This window comes from Arthrobacter cavernae (assembly GCF_017368795.1).
Lineage (GTDB): Bacteria > Actinomycetota > Actinomycetes > Actinomycetales > Micrococcaceae > Arthrobacter > Arthrobacter cavernae.
The window spans coordinates 44,767-59,834 of sequence record NZ_JAFNLL010000014.1 but is presented as its reverse complement, the minus strand read 5'-3'; the positions used below and the strand labels follow the sequence as shown (position 1 = coordinate 59,834).

The 15,068-nt window shown below is 67.0% G+C and carries 13 protein-coding genes and 2 pseudogenes; 12 read left to right on the top strand and 3 right to left on the bottom strand.

All coding sequences use genetic code 11. The features are described from left to right. Positions 1-806: 806 nt before the first annotated feature. The 5 genes from J1902_RS07865 (at position 807) to pabB (ending at position 7,673) form a co-directional block, all read left to right on the top strand. Complete coding sequence (locus J1902_RS07865) at positions 807-2,195, top strand: FAD-binding oxidoreductase (protein WP_207615692.1); 1,389 nt, start codon at positions 807-809, stop codon at positions 2,193-2,195. An 82-nt stretch (positions 2,196-2,277) separates the two neighbouring features. Beyond that, positions 2,278-3,207, top strand: a complete 930-nt coding sequence (locus J1902_RS07860; RefSeq protein WP_207615691.1) for an ABC transporter ATP-binding protein — start codon at positions 2,278-2,280, stop codon at positions 3,205-3,207. Continuing rightward, a complete protein-coding gene (locus tag J1902_RS07855) occupies positions 3,204-4,844 on the top strand; it encodes an ABC transporter permease (protein ID WP_207615690.1) in 1,641 nt (546 codons plus the stop codon). Before J1902_RS07860 ends, J1902_RS07855 begins: the two co-directional genes overlap by 4 nt. A 118-nt stretch (positions 4,845-4,962) precedes the next feature. Continuing rightward, a complete protein-coding gene (locus J1902_RS07850; protein ID WP_207615746.1) occupies positions 4,963-5,490 on the top strand; it encodes a low molecular weight protein-tyrosine-phosphatase in 528 nt (175 codons plus the stop codon). 89 nt (positions 5,491-5,579) lie between these two features. Continuing rightward, a complete protein-coding gene (gene pabB, locus J1902_RS07845; protein WP_207615689.1) occupies positions 5,580-7,673 on the top strand; it encodes an aminodeoxychorismate synthase component I in 2,094 nt (697 codons plus the stop codon). Positions 7,674-7,736: 63 nt separating this feature from the next. Here pabB and J1902_RS07840 read toward each other — a convergent pair whose 3' ends face one another. The 3 genes from J1902_RS07840 to cls all read right to left on the bottom strand — a co-directional run bounded on the left by J1902_RS07840 (position 7,737) and on the right by cls (position 11,667). After that, on the bottom strand, positions 7,737-9,314 hold the full coding sequence (locus tag J1902_RS07840) for an NCS1 family nucleobase:cation symporter-1 (RefSeq protein WP_207615688.1): 1,578 nt from the start codon (positions 9,312-9,314) through the stop codon (positions 7,737-7,739). Positions 9,315-9,487: 173 nt separating this feature from the next. After that, the gene (locus J1902_RS07835) at positions 9,488-9,955 is read right to left on the bottom strand and encodes a GatB/YqeY domain-containing protein (protein ID WP_207615687.1); all 468 of its coding nucleotides are present in this window, start codon (positions 9,953-9,955) and stop codon (positions 9,488-9,490) included. A gap of 239 nt (positions 9,956-10,194) precedes the next feature. Further along, a complete protein-coding gene (gene cls / locus J1902_RS07830) occupies positions 10,195-11,667 on the bottom strand; it encodes a cardiolipin synthase (RefSeq protein ID WP_207615686.1) in 1,473 nt (490 codons plus the stop codon). A 210-nt stretch (positions 11,668-11,877) separates the two neighbouring features. On the opposite strand from cls, the gene J1902_RS07825 reads away from it, so the two are divergent. The 7 genes and pseudogenes from J1902_RS07825 to J1902_RS07795 all read left to right on the top strand — a co-directional run bounded on the left by J1902_RS07825 (position 11,878) and on the right by J1902_RS07795 (position 15,053). Continuing rightward, positions 11,878-12,822, top strand: a complete 945-nt coding sequence (locus tag J1902_RS07825) for an aminodeoxychorismate lyase (RefSeq protein ID WP_207615685.1) — start codon at positions 11,878-11,880, stop codon at positions 12,820-12,822. Between the two features lie 62 nt (positions 12,823-12,884). Beyond that, the gene (locus J1902_RS19890; RefSeq protein ID WP_372434408.1) at positions 12,885-13,295 is read left to right on the top strand and encodes a type II toxin-antitoxin system Phd/YefM family antitoxin; all 411 of its coding nucleotides are present in this window, start codon (positions 12,885-12,887) and stop codon (positions 13,293-13,295) included. Next, positions 13,187-13,438, top strand: coding sequence for a type II toxin-antitoxin system RelE family toxin (locus J1902_RS07815; RefSeq protein ID WP_372434419.1), 252 nt, complete (start codon positions 13,187-13,189; stop codon positions 13,436-13,438). The genes J1902_RS19890 and J1902_RS07815 overlap by 109 nt, the downstream gene beginning before the upstream one ends. A gap of 119 nt (positions 13,439-13,557) precedes the next feature. Then, positions 13,558-13,881: a hypothetical protein gene (locus J1902_RS07810; RefSeq protein WP_207615683.1), complete on the top strand. Its 324-nt coding sequence runs from the start codon at positions 13,558-13,560 to the stop codon at positions 13,879-13,881. 16 nt (positions 13,882-13,897) lie between these two features. Beyond that, a pseudogene (locus J1902_RS07805) lies at positions 13,898-14,097 on the top strand (ATP-binding protein); the annotation flags it as partial. Positions 14,098-14,245: 148 nt separating this feature from the next. Next, positions 14,246-14,599: pseudogene (locus tag J1902_RS07800) on the top strand (FluC/FEX family fluoride channel); the annotation flags it as partial. A 61-nt stretch (positions 14,600-14,660) separates the two neighbouring features. Further along, positions 14,661-15,053 carry a fluoride efflux transporter FluC gene (locus J1902_RS07795; RefSeq protein ID WP_207615682.1) on the top strand — a complete coding sequence of 131 codons (393 nt, stop codon included), beginning with the start codon at positions 14,661-14,663 and terminating at the stop codon, positions 15,051-15,053. Positions 15,054-15,068 lie beyond the last annotated feature (15 nt).

Here is a 15,068-nt window from a genome sequence, read left to right as displayed (position 1 = left end):
GCGGGAAGCTCAGGAGCAGGTGCGGCAGGTGCCGGCCGGACCGGCTGGACCGGTGCCGGCCGGACCGGCTGGACCGGTGCCGGCTGGACCGGTGCGGCAAGGGCAACCTGCTGGGCGGGAAGCTTAGGAGCAGGCGCAACGGTCGTGGCAGACGCTGTGGGAGTGGGAGTGGCGGTAGCAAGGGCCGTGGGCGCCGATTTCGCAGCGGCCGTCAGGCTGGGAGCCGCACTTTCCGCAGCCGCATTTTCTGCCGGCTGAGGTCCGCAGCCTGTAAGGATAAGGCTGATGGTAAGACCGGCCATAGTCACGGCACCATAGAGTCCGAAACGGTTGGAAGTCATGTTGCTAAAATCCCCCTTAAAGCGCTTGATAGCGCGGTATCTGCCCCTCAACCGACAGATCTGGGCCAGCGGGCATTAGCCCAACGCTAGCGCAAGATTCCGCCAGAAACGGCCACCCCTTGTTGGCCACGCCGTTTGCCTCGGTTCAACCACGGGGCTGGTCTTCGCCGTGTGGCGTATCGCAAATGGAGGCAACTGTAACTTTGGTGCGTACACGCCAAGTGATACACGGCGATGCTCGTGCTTCCGGGTGCCCCGGGAAGCCTCATACGGTGTCTTGCGAACGATCCTTACCGTACACAGGCAGTCACAGTCGGATATTTCACTTTTTCACAAGCCACCCCGTTAAGCGCCGGGGGGGAACAAATGGGATTATGCGTGATTTAAAAGCCTTCTCTCATATCTATTCGATGGATAAACTGATTGAGGCTTGCTGGGAGCCGTCCTTCAACACGAAAGATGCTTATGCTCCCCCTCATTGATGCCCAGGAAATCTCTGCCCTTCGCTACAGCGTCCGCGGCCCGGTCTTCACGCCGGCGGACCCTGGCTTTGACGCCGAAGTGGCGGCCTTCAACCTCTCCACCAGGCACACTCCCGACGTCGTCGTCGGGGCCCTGGACGCCGACGACGTCGCGGTGGCAGTTGCGTGGGCGGCCCAACGCAGCCTCTCGATCTCCGTCCAGGCCACCGGCCATGGCGCCACCAATGCCATCCAGGGCGGGCTCCTCATCAGCACCCGGCGCATGCAGGAACTGGAGATCGATCCGCTCGAAATGACCGTCAGGGTGGGCGCCGGCGTCCAGTGGAAGGCCGTGGTTGACGCCGCGGGCCCGCTCGGACTGATGGGCCTCCACGGCTCCACCACCGACGTCGGAGTGGTGGGCTACACTCTGGGCGGCGGCCTGCCGGTCATGGGCCGCAAGTACGGCTTCGCCAGCGACCACGTGATTGCCTTTGAACTGGTGACGGCGGACGGCACCCAGCAGCGGGTCACGGCGGGAGGCGATCCCCGGCTGTTCTCCCTGCTGCGCGGCGGCAAGGGAAACCTGGGCATTGTCACGGCCATGGAATTCAAGCTGTTCCTGCTCGGAGAGTTCTACGCCGGCGGCATCTACTACCCAGGCGGGCATGCCCGGGACGTCCTCACGGCGTTCAAGGCCTGGGCGCAGTCGCTCCCCGCTGAGGTGTCGGCGTCGCTCGCTTTCCTGCGCTTGCCCGATCTCGAAATGGTGCCGGAACCGCTGCGCGGGCAGTTCGTGATGCACCTGCGCTTTGCGCACCAGGGAACGGAATTCGAGGGGGCCGAACTGTTGCGGCCCATGCGGGAATGCGCGCCCATCGCCATGGACAGTGTGCGCCCCCTGCCGTACTCGGAGGTGGACTCGATCCACCAGGATCCGGACCAGCCCGTGCCTGTCCGGGAAGGCGGCTTCATGATGGAGCGCCTGGACGACGACGCCGTTGAGGCCCTGCTGGAACTGCTGGGTCCCGGCGTCGAGAGCCCGCTGCTGCTGGCCGAGCTACGGCTCATGGGCGGCGAGCTGTCCACCAGGCCTGCAGGCGGCGACTGCATCGGGCCACGGGACGCGGCCTTCAGCTTCTTCGGAGCCGGGCTGGCCGTGCCGCCGTTCGCGGAGGCGCTGCCCGGCGAATTCGCGCGGATCCGCGAGGCCCTGGCCCCGTTCTCCACGGGCGGCAGTTTCGTCAACCTGCACGGCCATTTCGGTGACGCCGCAGACCGGGCCAGGGCGTGGACGCCCGAGGCCTATGACCGGCTGGTGGAGGCCAAGGCCAGCCTGGATCCGCAGAACCTCTTCAGGCATGGCCACGTGGTGGAACCCGCCGTCGTGTAGCTGTCCCACCCGGTTCCACAGGCGCCGCAGGCAACCCCTGCGGCGCCTGTCCGCGGCGGCGCGGCAAGCGTAGGCTCAGTGCATGTCGGCTGCTGTCAGCATCGCGGGTCTCGTCAAGTCCTTCGGCGGATTCAGGGCCCTGGACGGCCTGGACCTTGACGTCCGCGAGGGCGAGGTCCACGGCTTCCTCGGCCCCAACGGTGCGGGCAAGTCCACCACCCTCCGCATCCTGCTGGGCCTCCTGCGGGCCGATTCCGGCAGGGTCGAAATACTGGGCGGCGATCCGTGGCGGGATGTTGTCCCGCTGCACCGGCGCATCGCCTACGTGCCGGGGGACGTCAGCCTGTGGCCCAGCCTGACGGGCGGCGAAGCGATCGACCTGCTGGGCAGGCTCCGCGGCGGCCTGGACCGGAAACTGCGCGCGGAGCTCCTGGAGGCCTTCGAGCTGGACCCCTCCAAGCGCGGCCACGCCTACTCCAAGGGCAACCGGCAGAAGGTGGCCATTGTGGCGGCCTTGTCGTCGAACGCCGAACTCCTCATCCTGGACGAACCCACAGCGGGCTTGGATCCACTCATGGAGGCGATCTTCCGCGAGGAGATCCGCCGGCAGAGGGCACGCGGCCGCAGCGTGCTGCTCTCCAGCCACATCCTCGCCGAGGTGGAGGCGTTGTCGGACCGCATCAGCATCATCCGCCGGGGAAAAGTGGTGGAGACGGCCAGCCTCGAGCAGATGCGCCGCCACGTCCGGACCAACGTCACCGCCACGCTCAGCGACGGCGCCGCCCCGCTCGGCGGGCTGCCCAGCGTCGACGATCTTAGGATCGAGGGCCGGCGCGTGCGGTTCAGCGTCGACGACGGCTCGCTGGCGGCAGCCATGGGCGCCCTCGCCCTGCACGGCCTCAGCGCCCTGACCGTCACGCCGCCCAGTTTGGAGGACCTCTTCCTGCAGCACTACGGCGAGCGCCTCCACCCCGAAGACGCCGACGACGCCGAGGGGAGGCGCCCGGAGTGAGCAGAATCCAAGTCAGCGGCACAAGGCTTGCCGGCACAGGGTTCACCGGCACAGGGTTTACCGGTACCCTGCCCCTGCTGCGGCACGCCATCCGCCTGGACCGCTGGAAGCTGCTTCCCTGGCTGCTGATTTTCGGGGCCATCCCCGCAGCCACCTACGCCGCCTACGGCTCCATCTTCACCTCACCCGCCGAGGCCATGCTGCTCCAGGCCACCTTGAGCACCAACCCCGCGTTCACGCTGCTGTTCGGACCCGCCGCGGAGCTCACCACGGCGATTGGCTTCGTGACCTGGCGCGTCCAGATGTTCAGCATGTTCTTCGTGGCGCTGATGGCGGTCTACGCCGTCACCCGGCACACCCGTGCTGCCGAGGACTCGGGGCAGGCCGAGCTTGTGGACTCCGGCGTGGTGGGCCAGCACGCGAGGCTGGCCTCCGCCGTCCTCCTGGCCTGGCTCGCCTCCGCCGCGGTCGGACTGCTGGTGGGCGGGACGCTTGCGTCCGCGGGAGCCCCGCCGTCGGGCGCCTTCGCCCTCGGCGCCTTGTTGGCGGGGATGGGCGTGGCCTTCGCCGGGGTCGCCGCGGTGACGGCGCAGCTTGGCTCGGCGGCCCGGACGGCCAACACGCTCGCCGTGTCCGTGCTCGGCATCAGCTACCTGCTGCGCGGGCTCGGCGACACCCTCGCTGACGCCGGCTGGCTGCTCTGGACCAACCCCATGGGGTGGGCGGAGCGGATCCGGCCAGCCACGGACAACAACTTCTGGCCCCTCGCCCTCCTCGCCGCGGCCGGCGCGCTCCTCACGGTGGTGGCGGCCTGGCTGCGCTCCCGGCGGGACTTCGGCCTGGGTTTCATCCCAGGGCGGCCAGGCCCTGCGCAGGGCCGGGCCGGAATCTGGGGCCTCACCTCGCGGCTGGACCGCGGGGCCTTCTGGACGTGGGGCGTGAGCCTGGTGGCGCTGGGATCCGTATACGGACTGGTCACCAGCACCATGGCCACCATCTTCGCGGACAACCCCTTCATCAAGCAGATGATTGCCTTCCGGGTGGCCACCGAGGAGCAGCTGCTCATGGCTTTCGTGGGCGTGCTGCTGCTCGTGCTGACGCTGATCAGCGGGGCCTTCGGCATCCACCTTGCCCTGCATTTCTACGCGGAGGAGGAAGAACGCCGGGCGGAGTGGGTGCTGTCCGCGCCATTGTCCCGCCTTGGATACTTTACGCCGACGGTGGTCCTCGCCATCCTGGCGCCGGCGGTGGGCCTGATGGCGGGCGCCCTGGCCCTGGCGGCCGGGGCGAAGGCGACGGGTTCCGCGGCGGACACGGGCACGGTCCTGCTGCAGGCCCTCGCCCAGTTGCCGGCGCTGTGGCTGGCCACCGCCGTCGCGCTGGCCCTGGTGGGCCTGGCTCCCCGCCTCGGGGGGCTGGCCTGGCTGCTGCTGGTGTACTGGCTCCTGCTGACCATGTTCGGCCCGGTGCTGAAGCTCCCGGACTGGCTGCTGAACACGAGCCCGTTCCATGTGGTGCCCAATGTGTCAGCGCCCGACGCCGATTGGTCGCCGGTGTGGTGGACGCTGGCGATTGCCGCGGTGCTGCTTGTCTCGGCGTTGGCGGGCTACCGTCGTCGGGATCTGGTCTGTACGTGACTCTGAGATTTCGAAATTCCGGACCGCCCGGCGATCGCGCACCATCGATTGTACGAATTCCACTGCCGGGGCCCCCGGGGTCTAGCCAAGACCGGGCCGCATGGACGATGCTTGCACCATGTACTCAGCGTCGAGCCCATACCGCATCATTACTGTCTGCACCGGCAACATCTGCCGCTCCCCCATGGCGGAGCTCATGCTGGCCGAGGCCCTGAAGTCGCAAGGGCTGGGAGGGCAGGTGCAGGTCGACTCCGCGGGGACCACCGCGTACGAGGCCGGACACCCCATAGATCCCCGCGCGGCCCGGAAACTCGACGCGCACCACATTCCCTCGGCCCACCATATTGCCCGCGCGTGGCGGCAGGAATGGTTCGGCGAGCGCGAGCTCATCCTGGCCCTCGACGTGGACCACTACGGCTGGCTCCACGAGACGGCCCCGGACCGGGAATCTGTCGCCAAGATCCGCATGCTGCGCAGCTTCGATCCCGCCATGGCAGGCCGGAGCACCCTGGACCTGGGCATCGAGGACCCCTGGTACGGCGGGCACCAGGATTTCGACTCCACGTGGACCCTCATCCAGGCCGCCATTCCCGGCATTGTGGAGCACGCCAGCGCGGCCATCACCAGGTTACGGGTCTCGACCTGAGGTACAGGTGCATTCCTTGTGAGTTCATGTGAGTCTTGTGAGTTTCTGCACGCCCGTGGCCGCCACCATAAGCAGGTAACCTCTATTTCATGACCCCCGCACCTGTGATCATCGCCGTCGATGGACGGTCCGGCGCAGGAAAGACCACCCTGGCCGTTGAGCTGGCCACCCGCCTCCGCGCGCATCACAAGGTGTCGCTGTTCCACCTGGAGGACATCTACCCCGGCTGGAACGGCCTGGCCGCGGGCATCGAACGCTATATCACCACCGTCCTGACGCCCCTGAGCCAGGGCGCCGCCGCGGAGTGGGTCAGCTGGGACTGGGAAAAGCACTACGACGGCACCCAGCGTGTGACGCTGCCGGCCGAAATCGTGATCGTGGAAGGTGTGGGCGCCGCCGCGGAGGCCGCCCGGACCATGCTGGACGCCGTCGTATGGGTGGACGCCCCCGGCGAGGAACGCCGCCGCCGGGCGCTGGACCGCGATGGCAGCACATATGAGCCGTACTGGGATGACTGGGCCGCACAAGAGCAGGAGTGGCTGGACTCGGATCCTGTGCAGAGCAGCGCCGATATCCGCGTGCTCAACCACGCCGACGGCGAGGCTCCAGGCAACATCCTGCAGGCCCTGAACTACCTGCCGTCCCTGGCATCCGTTCTGGCCCCCGAACTCAACGCGCGCCGCGGACTGCAGCTGCGGTCCGAGAAGATCGACGCCGTCCCGGACGCCGCCGCCCTCTTCGACGCCCTGTACGGGGCATCGGACAACGCCGTGTGGCTGGATTCCTCCAACGCCGCCACGGTGCATGGCGCGGCCTCGGCCGGGGCCCCCGCTGCGGAGGCACACAGCCCGGCCGCCGAGCGCAGCCGCTTCAGCATCCTCGCCGACGACGCCGGGACGTTCGGCCAATCGGTCCTGCACAGTTCGGGTACCACCCGGCTGACAGCCGGCTGCGCCACCGTGGAGACCAGCGGGCCGTTCTTCCGCTGGCTGGACTCCGTGTGGGGGCGCCGCGCCGTGCGCGCCCCGCGCGGCTACGAGGGCCAGTTCACCCTCGGCTGGCTGGGCTACCTCGGCTACGAGCTCAAGCGCGAAACCGGCGGGAGCGACGTCCGCTCCGCAACGCCGGACGCCGCCCTGCTTTTCGCGGGCCGGGCCGTGGTGATCGACCACCGCGAACAGGCCGTCTGGCTGCTCGCCCTGGACGCCCCCGACGCCGATGACTGGTTCCGGCTGGCGGGCGAGGCCGTCCGGGCTAGCTCCGCCCCGCGCGCTGCCAAAGCCGCCCCCACGGAGGCGACGGCCGCCGTCGGGAGCCCCGCTTTCCCGCTCGAGTTCAGCAGCCGCGACACCGCCACCGGGTACAAGGGCAAGATCGCCGATGCCCAGCACGAGATCGACGAGGGCAACAGCTACGAGGTCTGCCTGACCACCACCCTGGAGGCGGCGGACCCCGGGCTGGACCCGTGGCAGAGCTACCTGGCCATGCGACGGCGCAACCCCGCCCCGTTCGCCAGCTACCTGCGCTTCGGCGGCCTGGCCGTCGCCAGCACCTCGCCGGAGCGTTTCCTGCGGATCGCCTCCGACGGCGGCATGCGGGCCGAGCCGATCAAGGGCACCCGCCGTCGGTCCGAGGATGCCGCGGCGGACGCCGCGCTGCGCGAGGACCTGGCCACTTCGCTCAAGGACCGGGCCGAGAACATCATGATCGTGGACCTGCTCCGCAACGACCTGAGCCACTTCGCCATCCCCGGCTCGGTGACCGTGAGCAGGCTGTGCGCGATCGAAAGCTACGCCACGGTGCACCAGATGGTCAGCACCATCGACGCGCACCTGCGCCCGGGGGCGCCGCGGGCCGAGGCCGTCGCGGCCGCCTTCCCGGCCGGGTCCATGACCGGGGCGCCGAAGATCAGCACCATGGCCATCCTGGACCGCCTGGAAGCCGGCCCGCGGGGCGTCTACTCGGGGGCGATCGGCTACTTCTCACTGAATGCGGCCACGGACCTCGCCGTCGTGATCCGGACCCTGGTGATGGCCGCCGACGGCGACGGGCGGCGCACGCTCAGCCTCGGCGTCGGCGGTGCCATCACGGCCGATTCCTCCATGGAGGACGAATACGAGGAAATCCGGACCAAAGCCTTCGGCGTGCTGTCAGCGCTCGGTGCGGAATTCCCCGCGGGCTGACCCTCCAGGAGACAGTGCGGGCAGAAAGACTGTGCGGCCAGAAAGACAGGCAGGCGGAGCGGCCTAATCGTCGGCTTCGGCCACGGCCTTCCGGAGCGCGGGGTCATTGCGGGTGAGGTAGTAGTAGATTCCGGCCGCCAGCGCGGCGCCCACGAACCAGGAATACGGGCCCAGGCCGGCGCCTCCGGGCAGGATGTTCTGCAGGGCCGGAACCAGCGCGATAATGCCGGCGACGAGGGCGGCCGGAACAAGGGCGGCGAGCGCCTTGGGGTTCCAGCCCTTGCTGTAGTAGTAGTGGCCCTCCTTATCCTCGTGGTAGAGGTCCGAAAGCTTGAAGCGCTGCTTCCGGAGCCGGAAGAAGTCGGTGAAGATGACGCCGAACAACGGGCCGAGGAGGGCGCCCAGGCCGCCGAGGAAGTACACGATCACCACCGGGCTGCTGAAGAGGTTCCACGGCAGGATCACGATCGCCAGGACAGCGCTGATGAGCCCACCGCGCCGGAAGTTGATCCGGTGCGGCGCCACGTTGGCGAGGTCGTACGAAGCCGAGACGAAGTTGGCCACCACATTGATGCCGATCGTGGCCACAACGAACGTCACCGCGGCGATGCCTGTGATCCAGGGGTTGTCGATGGCCTTGACAATGTTCACGGGATCGGTGATGACCTTGAAGATGTCCTGGCCTTGGTACTGCTCCTGGGTGAAGTAGGAGGCGGCACCGGCCGTCACCACCACCGTGACCAGGGCGAACGCGATGAAGTTCACCGGCAGTCCCCAGAAGTTGCCGCGCAGGATCGTCTTGCGGTCGGGTGAGAACCTCGAGAAGTCGCAGAAGTTCAGCAGCAGGGCCGCGAAGTAGGTGACTGTCAAGGCAATGGCGGCGAAGAACTGGCTGACGGCCGCGGCACCGTCCAGCGGTGCGACGCCGGGAATCGCCAGACTGAACTTGTCGCCCGCCTGGACCACGATGTAGATGGCGAGCGCGAACATGGCCACCCAGATGGCCGGACCGGCCCAGTCCTGGAACCGCCGTACCGTCTCCATGCCGCGGCGGATGACCAGCAGCTGCACGGCCCACAGCACCAGGAACGCCGCCCAGGCGATCGGCGTCAGCCCCAGGAATTCACCGGTGCCCGGGGCGTCGTATTGAGCCGTCTCCGGCCAGATGGAGAAGAGCAGTACCAGCACCGCTTCCGAGGCCAGCCACGTCTGGATCCCGTACCACGCGATGGCGATGGCCGCCCTGATAAGCGCCGCGAGGTTGGCGCCGAAGAGCCCGAAGGAAATCCTGGCCAGAACGGGGTACGGGACCCCGGTTTTCTGTCCCGCGGTTCCGGCGAAGTTCATGAGAAAAAAGACCACCGTGATGCCGACGACGAGGGCCAGGAACACCTGCCAGCCCACCAGCCCGGTGATGAAGAGGCCCGCTGCGAAGGTGTAGCCGGCAATGCTGTGGACGTCGCACATCCACAGGGCGAAAAGGCTCAAGACGCCCCAGTTGCGGTGCCGGGCCGGGGCAAGGTCCTCGTTCCAGAGGCGCTCGCTGACAGTGCGGCCCTCGGCCACGATCTGGATCCGTTCGGGGTGGATTTCCTCGGCCTGCCCGGACGGCACCGGAGCAGCTGGAGTTTCGTCCTTCATTCCCATCATGCCTCCGAACAACGGTTCCGAATCACGCTCGTGATTACAGAATCGCCCTATCCCGGCGGGATGGAAAGCCCCGACGGCGGCAGCACCGCCGTCGGGGGCTCATAGCCCCCGACGAGGATCACGACGTTGACGATAAACATGCGTTCCCGACGAGCCAGCTCGCGTCACTGTGCGATGCGTTGGCGCACGACCTCGCTGACAGCCTTGCCGTCGAAGCGGCCGGCGACCTTGGCGGTGACTGGTTTCATCACTTCGCCAAGCTGCCGGATGGACAACTCGACACCGTCGGCCTTCAGCGCCGCGATAGTCTCGTCGACGATGGTCTCCACCTCAGCTGCGGTCAACGGCTCCGGCAGGTACGCCTCGATGATCTCGGCTTCGGCAATTTCCGCGGCGGCGCGGTCGGTCTCTCCCGCCTCCGTGTAGGTGTGGGCGGTGTGGCGGCGATTGGCGGCTTCCTTCTGCAGCAGTGCTGTCACCTCGGTGTCGTCCAGCTCGACCGGCGTTTGGCCGGACTTCTCGCGGGTTTCGATCTCGCCCAGGACAGTGCGCACCGTGGTGAGTGCGATCCGGTTACCGTCCTTTATGTGGGCGACGACGTCGGAGTGCAGGCGTTCCTTCAAAGTGGTCATGGTTCTCCTCGGTTCATTAGGTACCTCATCGAGGTACTCCGTCCATATGTGCGGCGGGACCGGCAGCCTGCCCGGCACCTGGCGCGGTACGGGACTTCTGTCGGAGCGCTGGGCTTCCAGTTTGCACCCATTAGGCCGGCACAACCATAGGGCCGAACAGCCCGGTGCGCCCGGCGTCGTGGCAGCATCGAACAGGTGCCCGACGGCGGCCGGCAACTGCCGCCGTCGGGTGCTGTTGCCTACTGCAGCGTCGCCGTCAGCCGCGCCACGTTGTCCACGTATTTGGCGATCATGGGCCGGCGCAGCCAGTCGTCCAGCGTCAACTCCAGGGACACCTCGCGATAGCCGGATTCCACGGAGCGCATCAGGTCAACGGTCTCGGCGCCCAGCAGCATCACCGAGACCTCCATGTTCAGCGAGAACGAGCGCATGTCCATGTTGCTGGAGCCCAGAACGGCCACTTCGTCGTCGATGGTGAAATGCTTCGCGTGCAGCACAAACGGCGCCCGGTAGAGGTAGATCCGGACGCCGGCCTCAAGCAGTGCCTCGTAGTAGGAGCGCTGGGCATGGTGGACCAGGAACTGGTCGCCCTTCTCCGAGACGAACAGCTCCACGTCGACCCCGCGCTGCGCCGCCGTCGTGATCGCATAGAGAAGGGAATCGTCGGGCACAAAGTAGGGGCTGCAGACCGAGATCCGGTGCTGCGCCGAGTAGATCAGGGTGTTGAAGAGCCTCAGGTTGTTTTCCGTGACGAACCCCGGGCCGCTGGGGACCACCTGGGCGGTCACGCGCCCCGGCGCGGCGCTGGCGGGCAGGCGCAGCTGGTATTCGAGTGATTCGTCGGTTTCGCTCAGCCAATCGGTGGCGAAGACCACGTTGAGGGTGGCCACGATCGGACCCTCGAGCCGAGCCATGAGCTCCACCCATTTGCGTCCCGCCCGGCGGTGCGCGGGGTTGTTGTAGGAGGGTTCGATCAGGTTCTGTGAGCCGGTGAAGGCCACCTGGCCGTCGATCACCAGAATCTTGCGGTGGTTGCGCAGATCCGGGCGGCGCCACTGGCCGTGGATCGGCAGCAGCGGCAGCATCCGCCGCCACTGGATGCGGCTGCGCCTGAGCCGCCGGACCAGCCGGCGGTAGCCCCTGATGCGCAAGGTGCCGATGTGGTCGAAGAGCAGCCGGACGGCGACTCCGCGGACGGCAGCTTTCTCCAGTTCGGTAAGGAGTTCGTCGGTGACGGCGTCGCTGCTCATGATGTAGAACTCGGCGTTGACGTACTCCTTGGCGCCGCGAACGGCCTCGGTCATGGCCTTGATGGATTCCTCGTAGCCGGGGATCAGCTCCACCGTGTTGCCGTCCACCATGGGCAGCGAGCCGAGCCGGCGGTTCAGCTCACCTGCAGAGACCACCCATTCGGGGCCGTCATAGCCGCTTGCGACGGCGGCCAGCGCCGAGGTGCCGACCCGCACCCTCTGGTTGACTTCCTCCTGCTGTTCCCGGCGACGGCGGGAGAGCCGGTAGTTGCCGAAGAGCAGGAAGAGGATGAACCCCACCGAGGGGATCAGGAAGACGGCCAGCAGCCAGGCCATGGCCGTGGTGGGCCGACGGTTCCCGGGAATGACGCCCAGCAGCACGATGCGCAGGATGATTTCCCCGATGGCCCAGACGCCCAGCAGCCAGGTCCACTCCAGCCCCAGCGGAAACGGCAACAGCACTCGACAACCCCCATGGTCCAAGAACTAACGGTGAGCCCCAGCCTAACTTGCGAGGGGCCCCGGCCGAGCGCAGCGAGGTTGGGGAGCAAGTTAGGCGCTAACCGCAGCACCGCCCCTGGAGTTTATGTACAGCTGACGCCCTTAAGACGCGTCCAAAAGGGCATGAGCTGTACATAAACTCGCTGAGCCGGGCCGCACTAAGCTGGAAGCATGACTTCTCCTGCCCCCACGGTCCTCGTCTTCCTGGACCCCGCCTTCGAAAACGGCCGCATCGCCGACTCCAGCCAGCCGCAGCTCATGGCCACCGATCTCGGTGCCACGCGCGGCGACGGTGTGTTCGAGTCGCTTCTGGCCGTCGAAGGCCGTGCCCGCAAGGTGCAGGCACACCTGAACCGCCTGGGCACCTCCGCCGAGGCACTGGACCTGGTCATCCCGGCCCAGGACGCCTGGCGCCGGGCCATCGATACCGCCATCGCAGAGTTCCGCAGCACCCACCCAGCCCCGACGCCGGAGGAGGACGAGGTTGTCGTCAAGCTGCTCGTGACCCGCGGCGTGGAAGGTGCTGCCGGCAGCACCTGCTGGGTGCAGGCTTCGCCGTCGCCTGCGGGCAGCCGCCGGCAGCGCGAGACGGGCATCGACGTCGTGCTCCTGGACCGCGGTTTCGACACCGACGCCGGCGAGCGCGCCCCCTGGCTGCTCCTCGGCGCCAAGACGCTCTCCTATGCCGTGAACATGGCCGCCCTGCGGTATGCGCACAAGCAGGGCGCGGACGACGCCATCTTCACCTCCACAGACGGCCGCGTCCTGGAGGGGCCGACGTCGACCGTGCTTTTGGCGCACCTTGAAACCGCCGACGACGGCACTGGCACCGGGAGCAAGACCGTCCGGCGTCTCATCACGCCTCAGCTGGACAGCGGCATCCTGCCGGGCACCTCCCAGGGGGCGCTGTTCGCCGCGGCCAAGGCCGCCGGCTGGGAGCTGGGCTACGGCCCGCTGGTCCCGCAGGACCTGTTCGACGCCGACGCCGTCTGGCTGATCTCGAGCATCCGCCTGATCGCCCCGGTGAACCACATCAACGGCCAGGAAATCGGCACGGTGGCCGTGCGCAAGCAGCTGACGGCCGAGCTCAACGAGCTGTTCGCCGGGATCGAGTAGTCGCGACCGCTTGTCTTTATTCAGGTCTTGTGGTGACCACAATTCCGACCTGCGATTAACGCATGCAAACCTTGCCTCTTTCCACCGTGAAGGCCAGGCTCTCCGAGCTCGTCGACGCCGCATCGGTGACCCATGACCAAGCGGTCATCACCAAGAACGGCGTCCCCGCCGCCGTGATCATCGGGACCGATGAATGGGAAGCGCTGCAGGAAACCCTGTTCTGGCTGTCCCAGCCGAATATCCGTGAAGACCTGCCCAGGGCCAGAAGGACATTGCAGAGGGCCGCGGACTCTCGGAGGAGCAGATCCGGGCTGAGTTCGGCGTCCCCAAGCCCCAAGGCTGATAGCGGGTGGCGCGTGAGGTCATTTTCTCGCCCGGTGCCCGTCGGGACATGCAGCGCGTACCGCCTCGCATCGTTCCGGCCATCATCGAATTCGTCTATGGCGAGCTGTCCAGGAACCCGCAGCGGGTAGGCAAGCCACTCGAGCGTGAACTCACGGGATATTTCTCCGCCAGGCGCGGCCCGTATCGTGTCCTGTATTCCATCGATGACGAGAAGATCGTCGTCGAACTTCTCAGAGTCGACCACCGTGCCGACGTCTACAGGCCCCGCTGACCTGAACAGAAGCCGACTGCACGGCCGCTGATGCCATCTGGGGCCCGATGAGGGGCTCTGGCCGACCTGCAGGCATAGGCTAAGGTAAGTAGTTTTCTTCCAACGCTCGGGAGCACGCCATGAGCATTGAATTCGCCGCTGTCACCGGTCATGATGTCACCACCATCACCTGCGTCTGCGGCAACACCGTCGGCGACGAAGGGCTGATTCAGGCCAATTCGGAAGGCATCCCCATCCACATTAGGGGCGACACCCCCGTACCCGCCGGACTGGCCAAGTGGCCTGAGGACGGGGAGCTCTACACCCTTTGTCCCTCGTGCGGCCGCACGTATCGTGACACGGTCATCGAAGAGACAGGGACCGCGCCGGTTGCTTTCCGGGTCGATGTCACCGCGGGGCCGGTTGCCGAGGCCATCCGTGTTCACTGGGGCCTCAGCACCTGATACGAAAGTAAGTTGCCAGGTCCTCACCGAACGGGAAGAGAAAAACTCCGTCGCCATCGCCTCCAATGAATCGTTCTCCGGCTGGACAAGACCCTCACCGACCCGCGCCTCTGCGCCGCCATCGTGGACCGGCTCACCTTCAACGGCAGCATCATCGAGACCGGCACCGACTCCTACCGCCTCTCTCATACCAAAGCCCAGCAGGCCGCTAGATAGACCGGCCGATGAGGGCAATTCTGCCAGCAAGGCTCCGGCAGGCACCCAAAGCGATGCAGCACGTGGTCATGGAAGCCCGACAGTCACTGACACCTGGAAACCCTGATGCCGGGTAGGCCGCGATCATCTCGCCGCCGGGTACCGTGGAGTGGTGAACTCCTGGCCCTCGACCCATGTTCCTGCGGTTTTCGTTGGCGGGCTCATCGGTACCGGCATGCGGTGGGGGCTGGACACCCTCATTCCTCACGGTTCCGATCAATGGCCCTGGAGCACCCTTCTGATCAACATCGCCGGGTCCTTCACCCTGGCCTACCTGATCGCACGGATGTGGCACCGGCCGCTGCCGCCGTGGTTTCAGGCCGGAATAGGCGCCGGCGTCCTGGGAACATTCACCACCTTCTCCGCGGTGGCGGTGGCACTAGTCACCCTCAGCATGGCCGGACAATGGATCGTTGCGGTTCTCTACCTCACCGCCTCCGTGGTCCTGGGTCTCGGTGCCGCCGTGGCCGGCTTCGCACTGGGCAACCACCTCCACGGAGCACCAGTATGGCCGGAGATGGCGAATGACCAGCGTGCTCCTGACTGCCACGGTGCTTCTATCCGGAGCCGTAGCGGCAACGGTCAGGTACCTCGTCACCGTGTATGCCGTGCGATCAGGTCACAACTCCCTGGTCGCAGGCTTCCCTTACCCAGTCCTCGTCGTCAACGCGATAGGTTCCATAATCGCGGGCACCGCAACAGGCGCAACCGCCCACGGAATGATCCCGCCAGAGCTGCACATCATCCTCGTCACCGGCGTTGCCGGCGGCCTCACAACATTCAGCACCCTCAGCGTCGAAACGATCCAGCTCCTCATGCGCAAGCGCTACCGGACAGCCATCAGCAGCATGGCAGTAAACCTGCTCACGGGTTTCACTCTTGCCCTGGCCGGCTATGGACTGGGCCTGCTCCTCTGAACCCCGTCGAGCCCT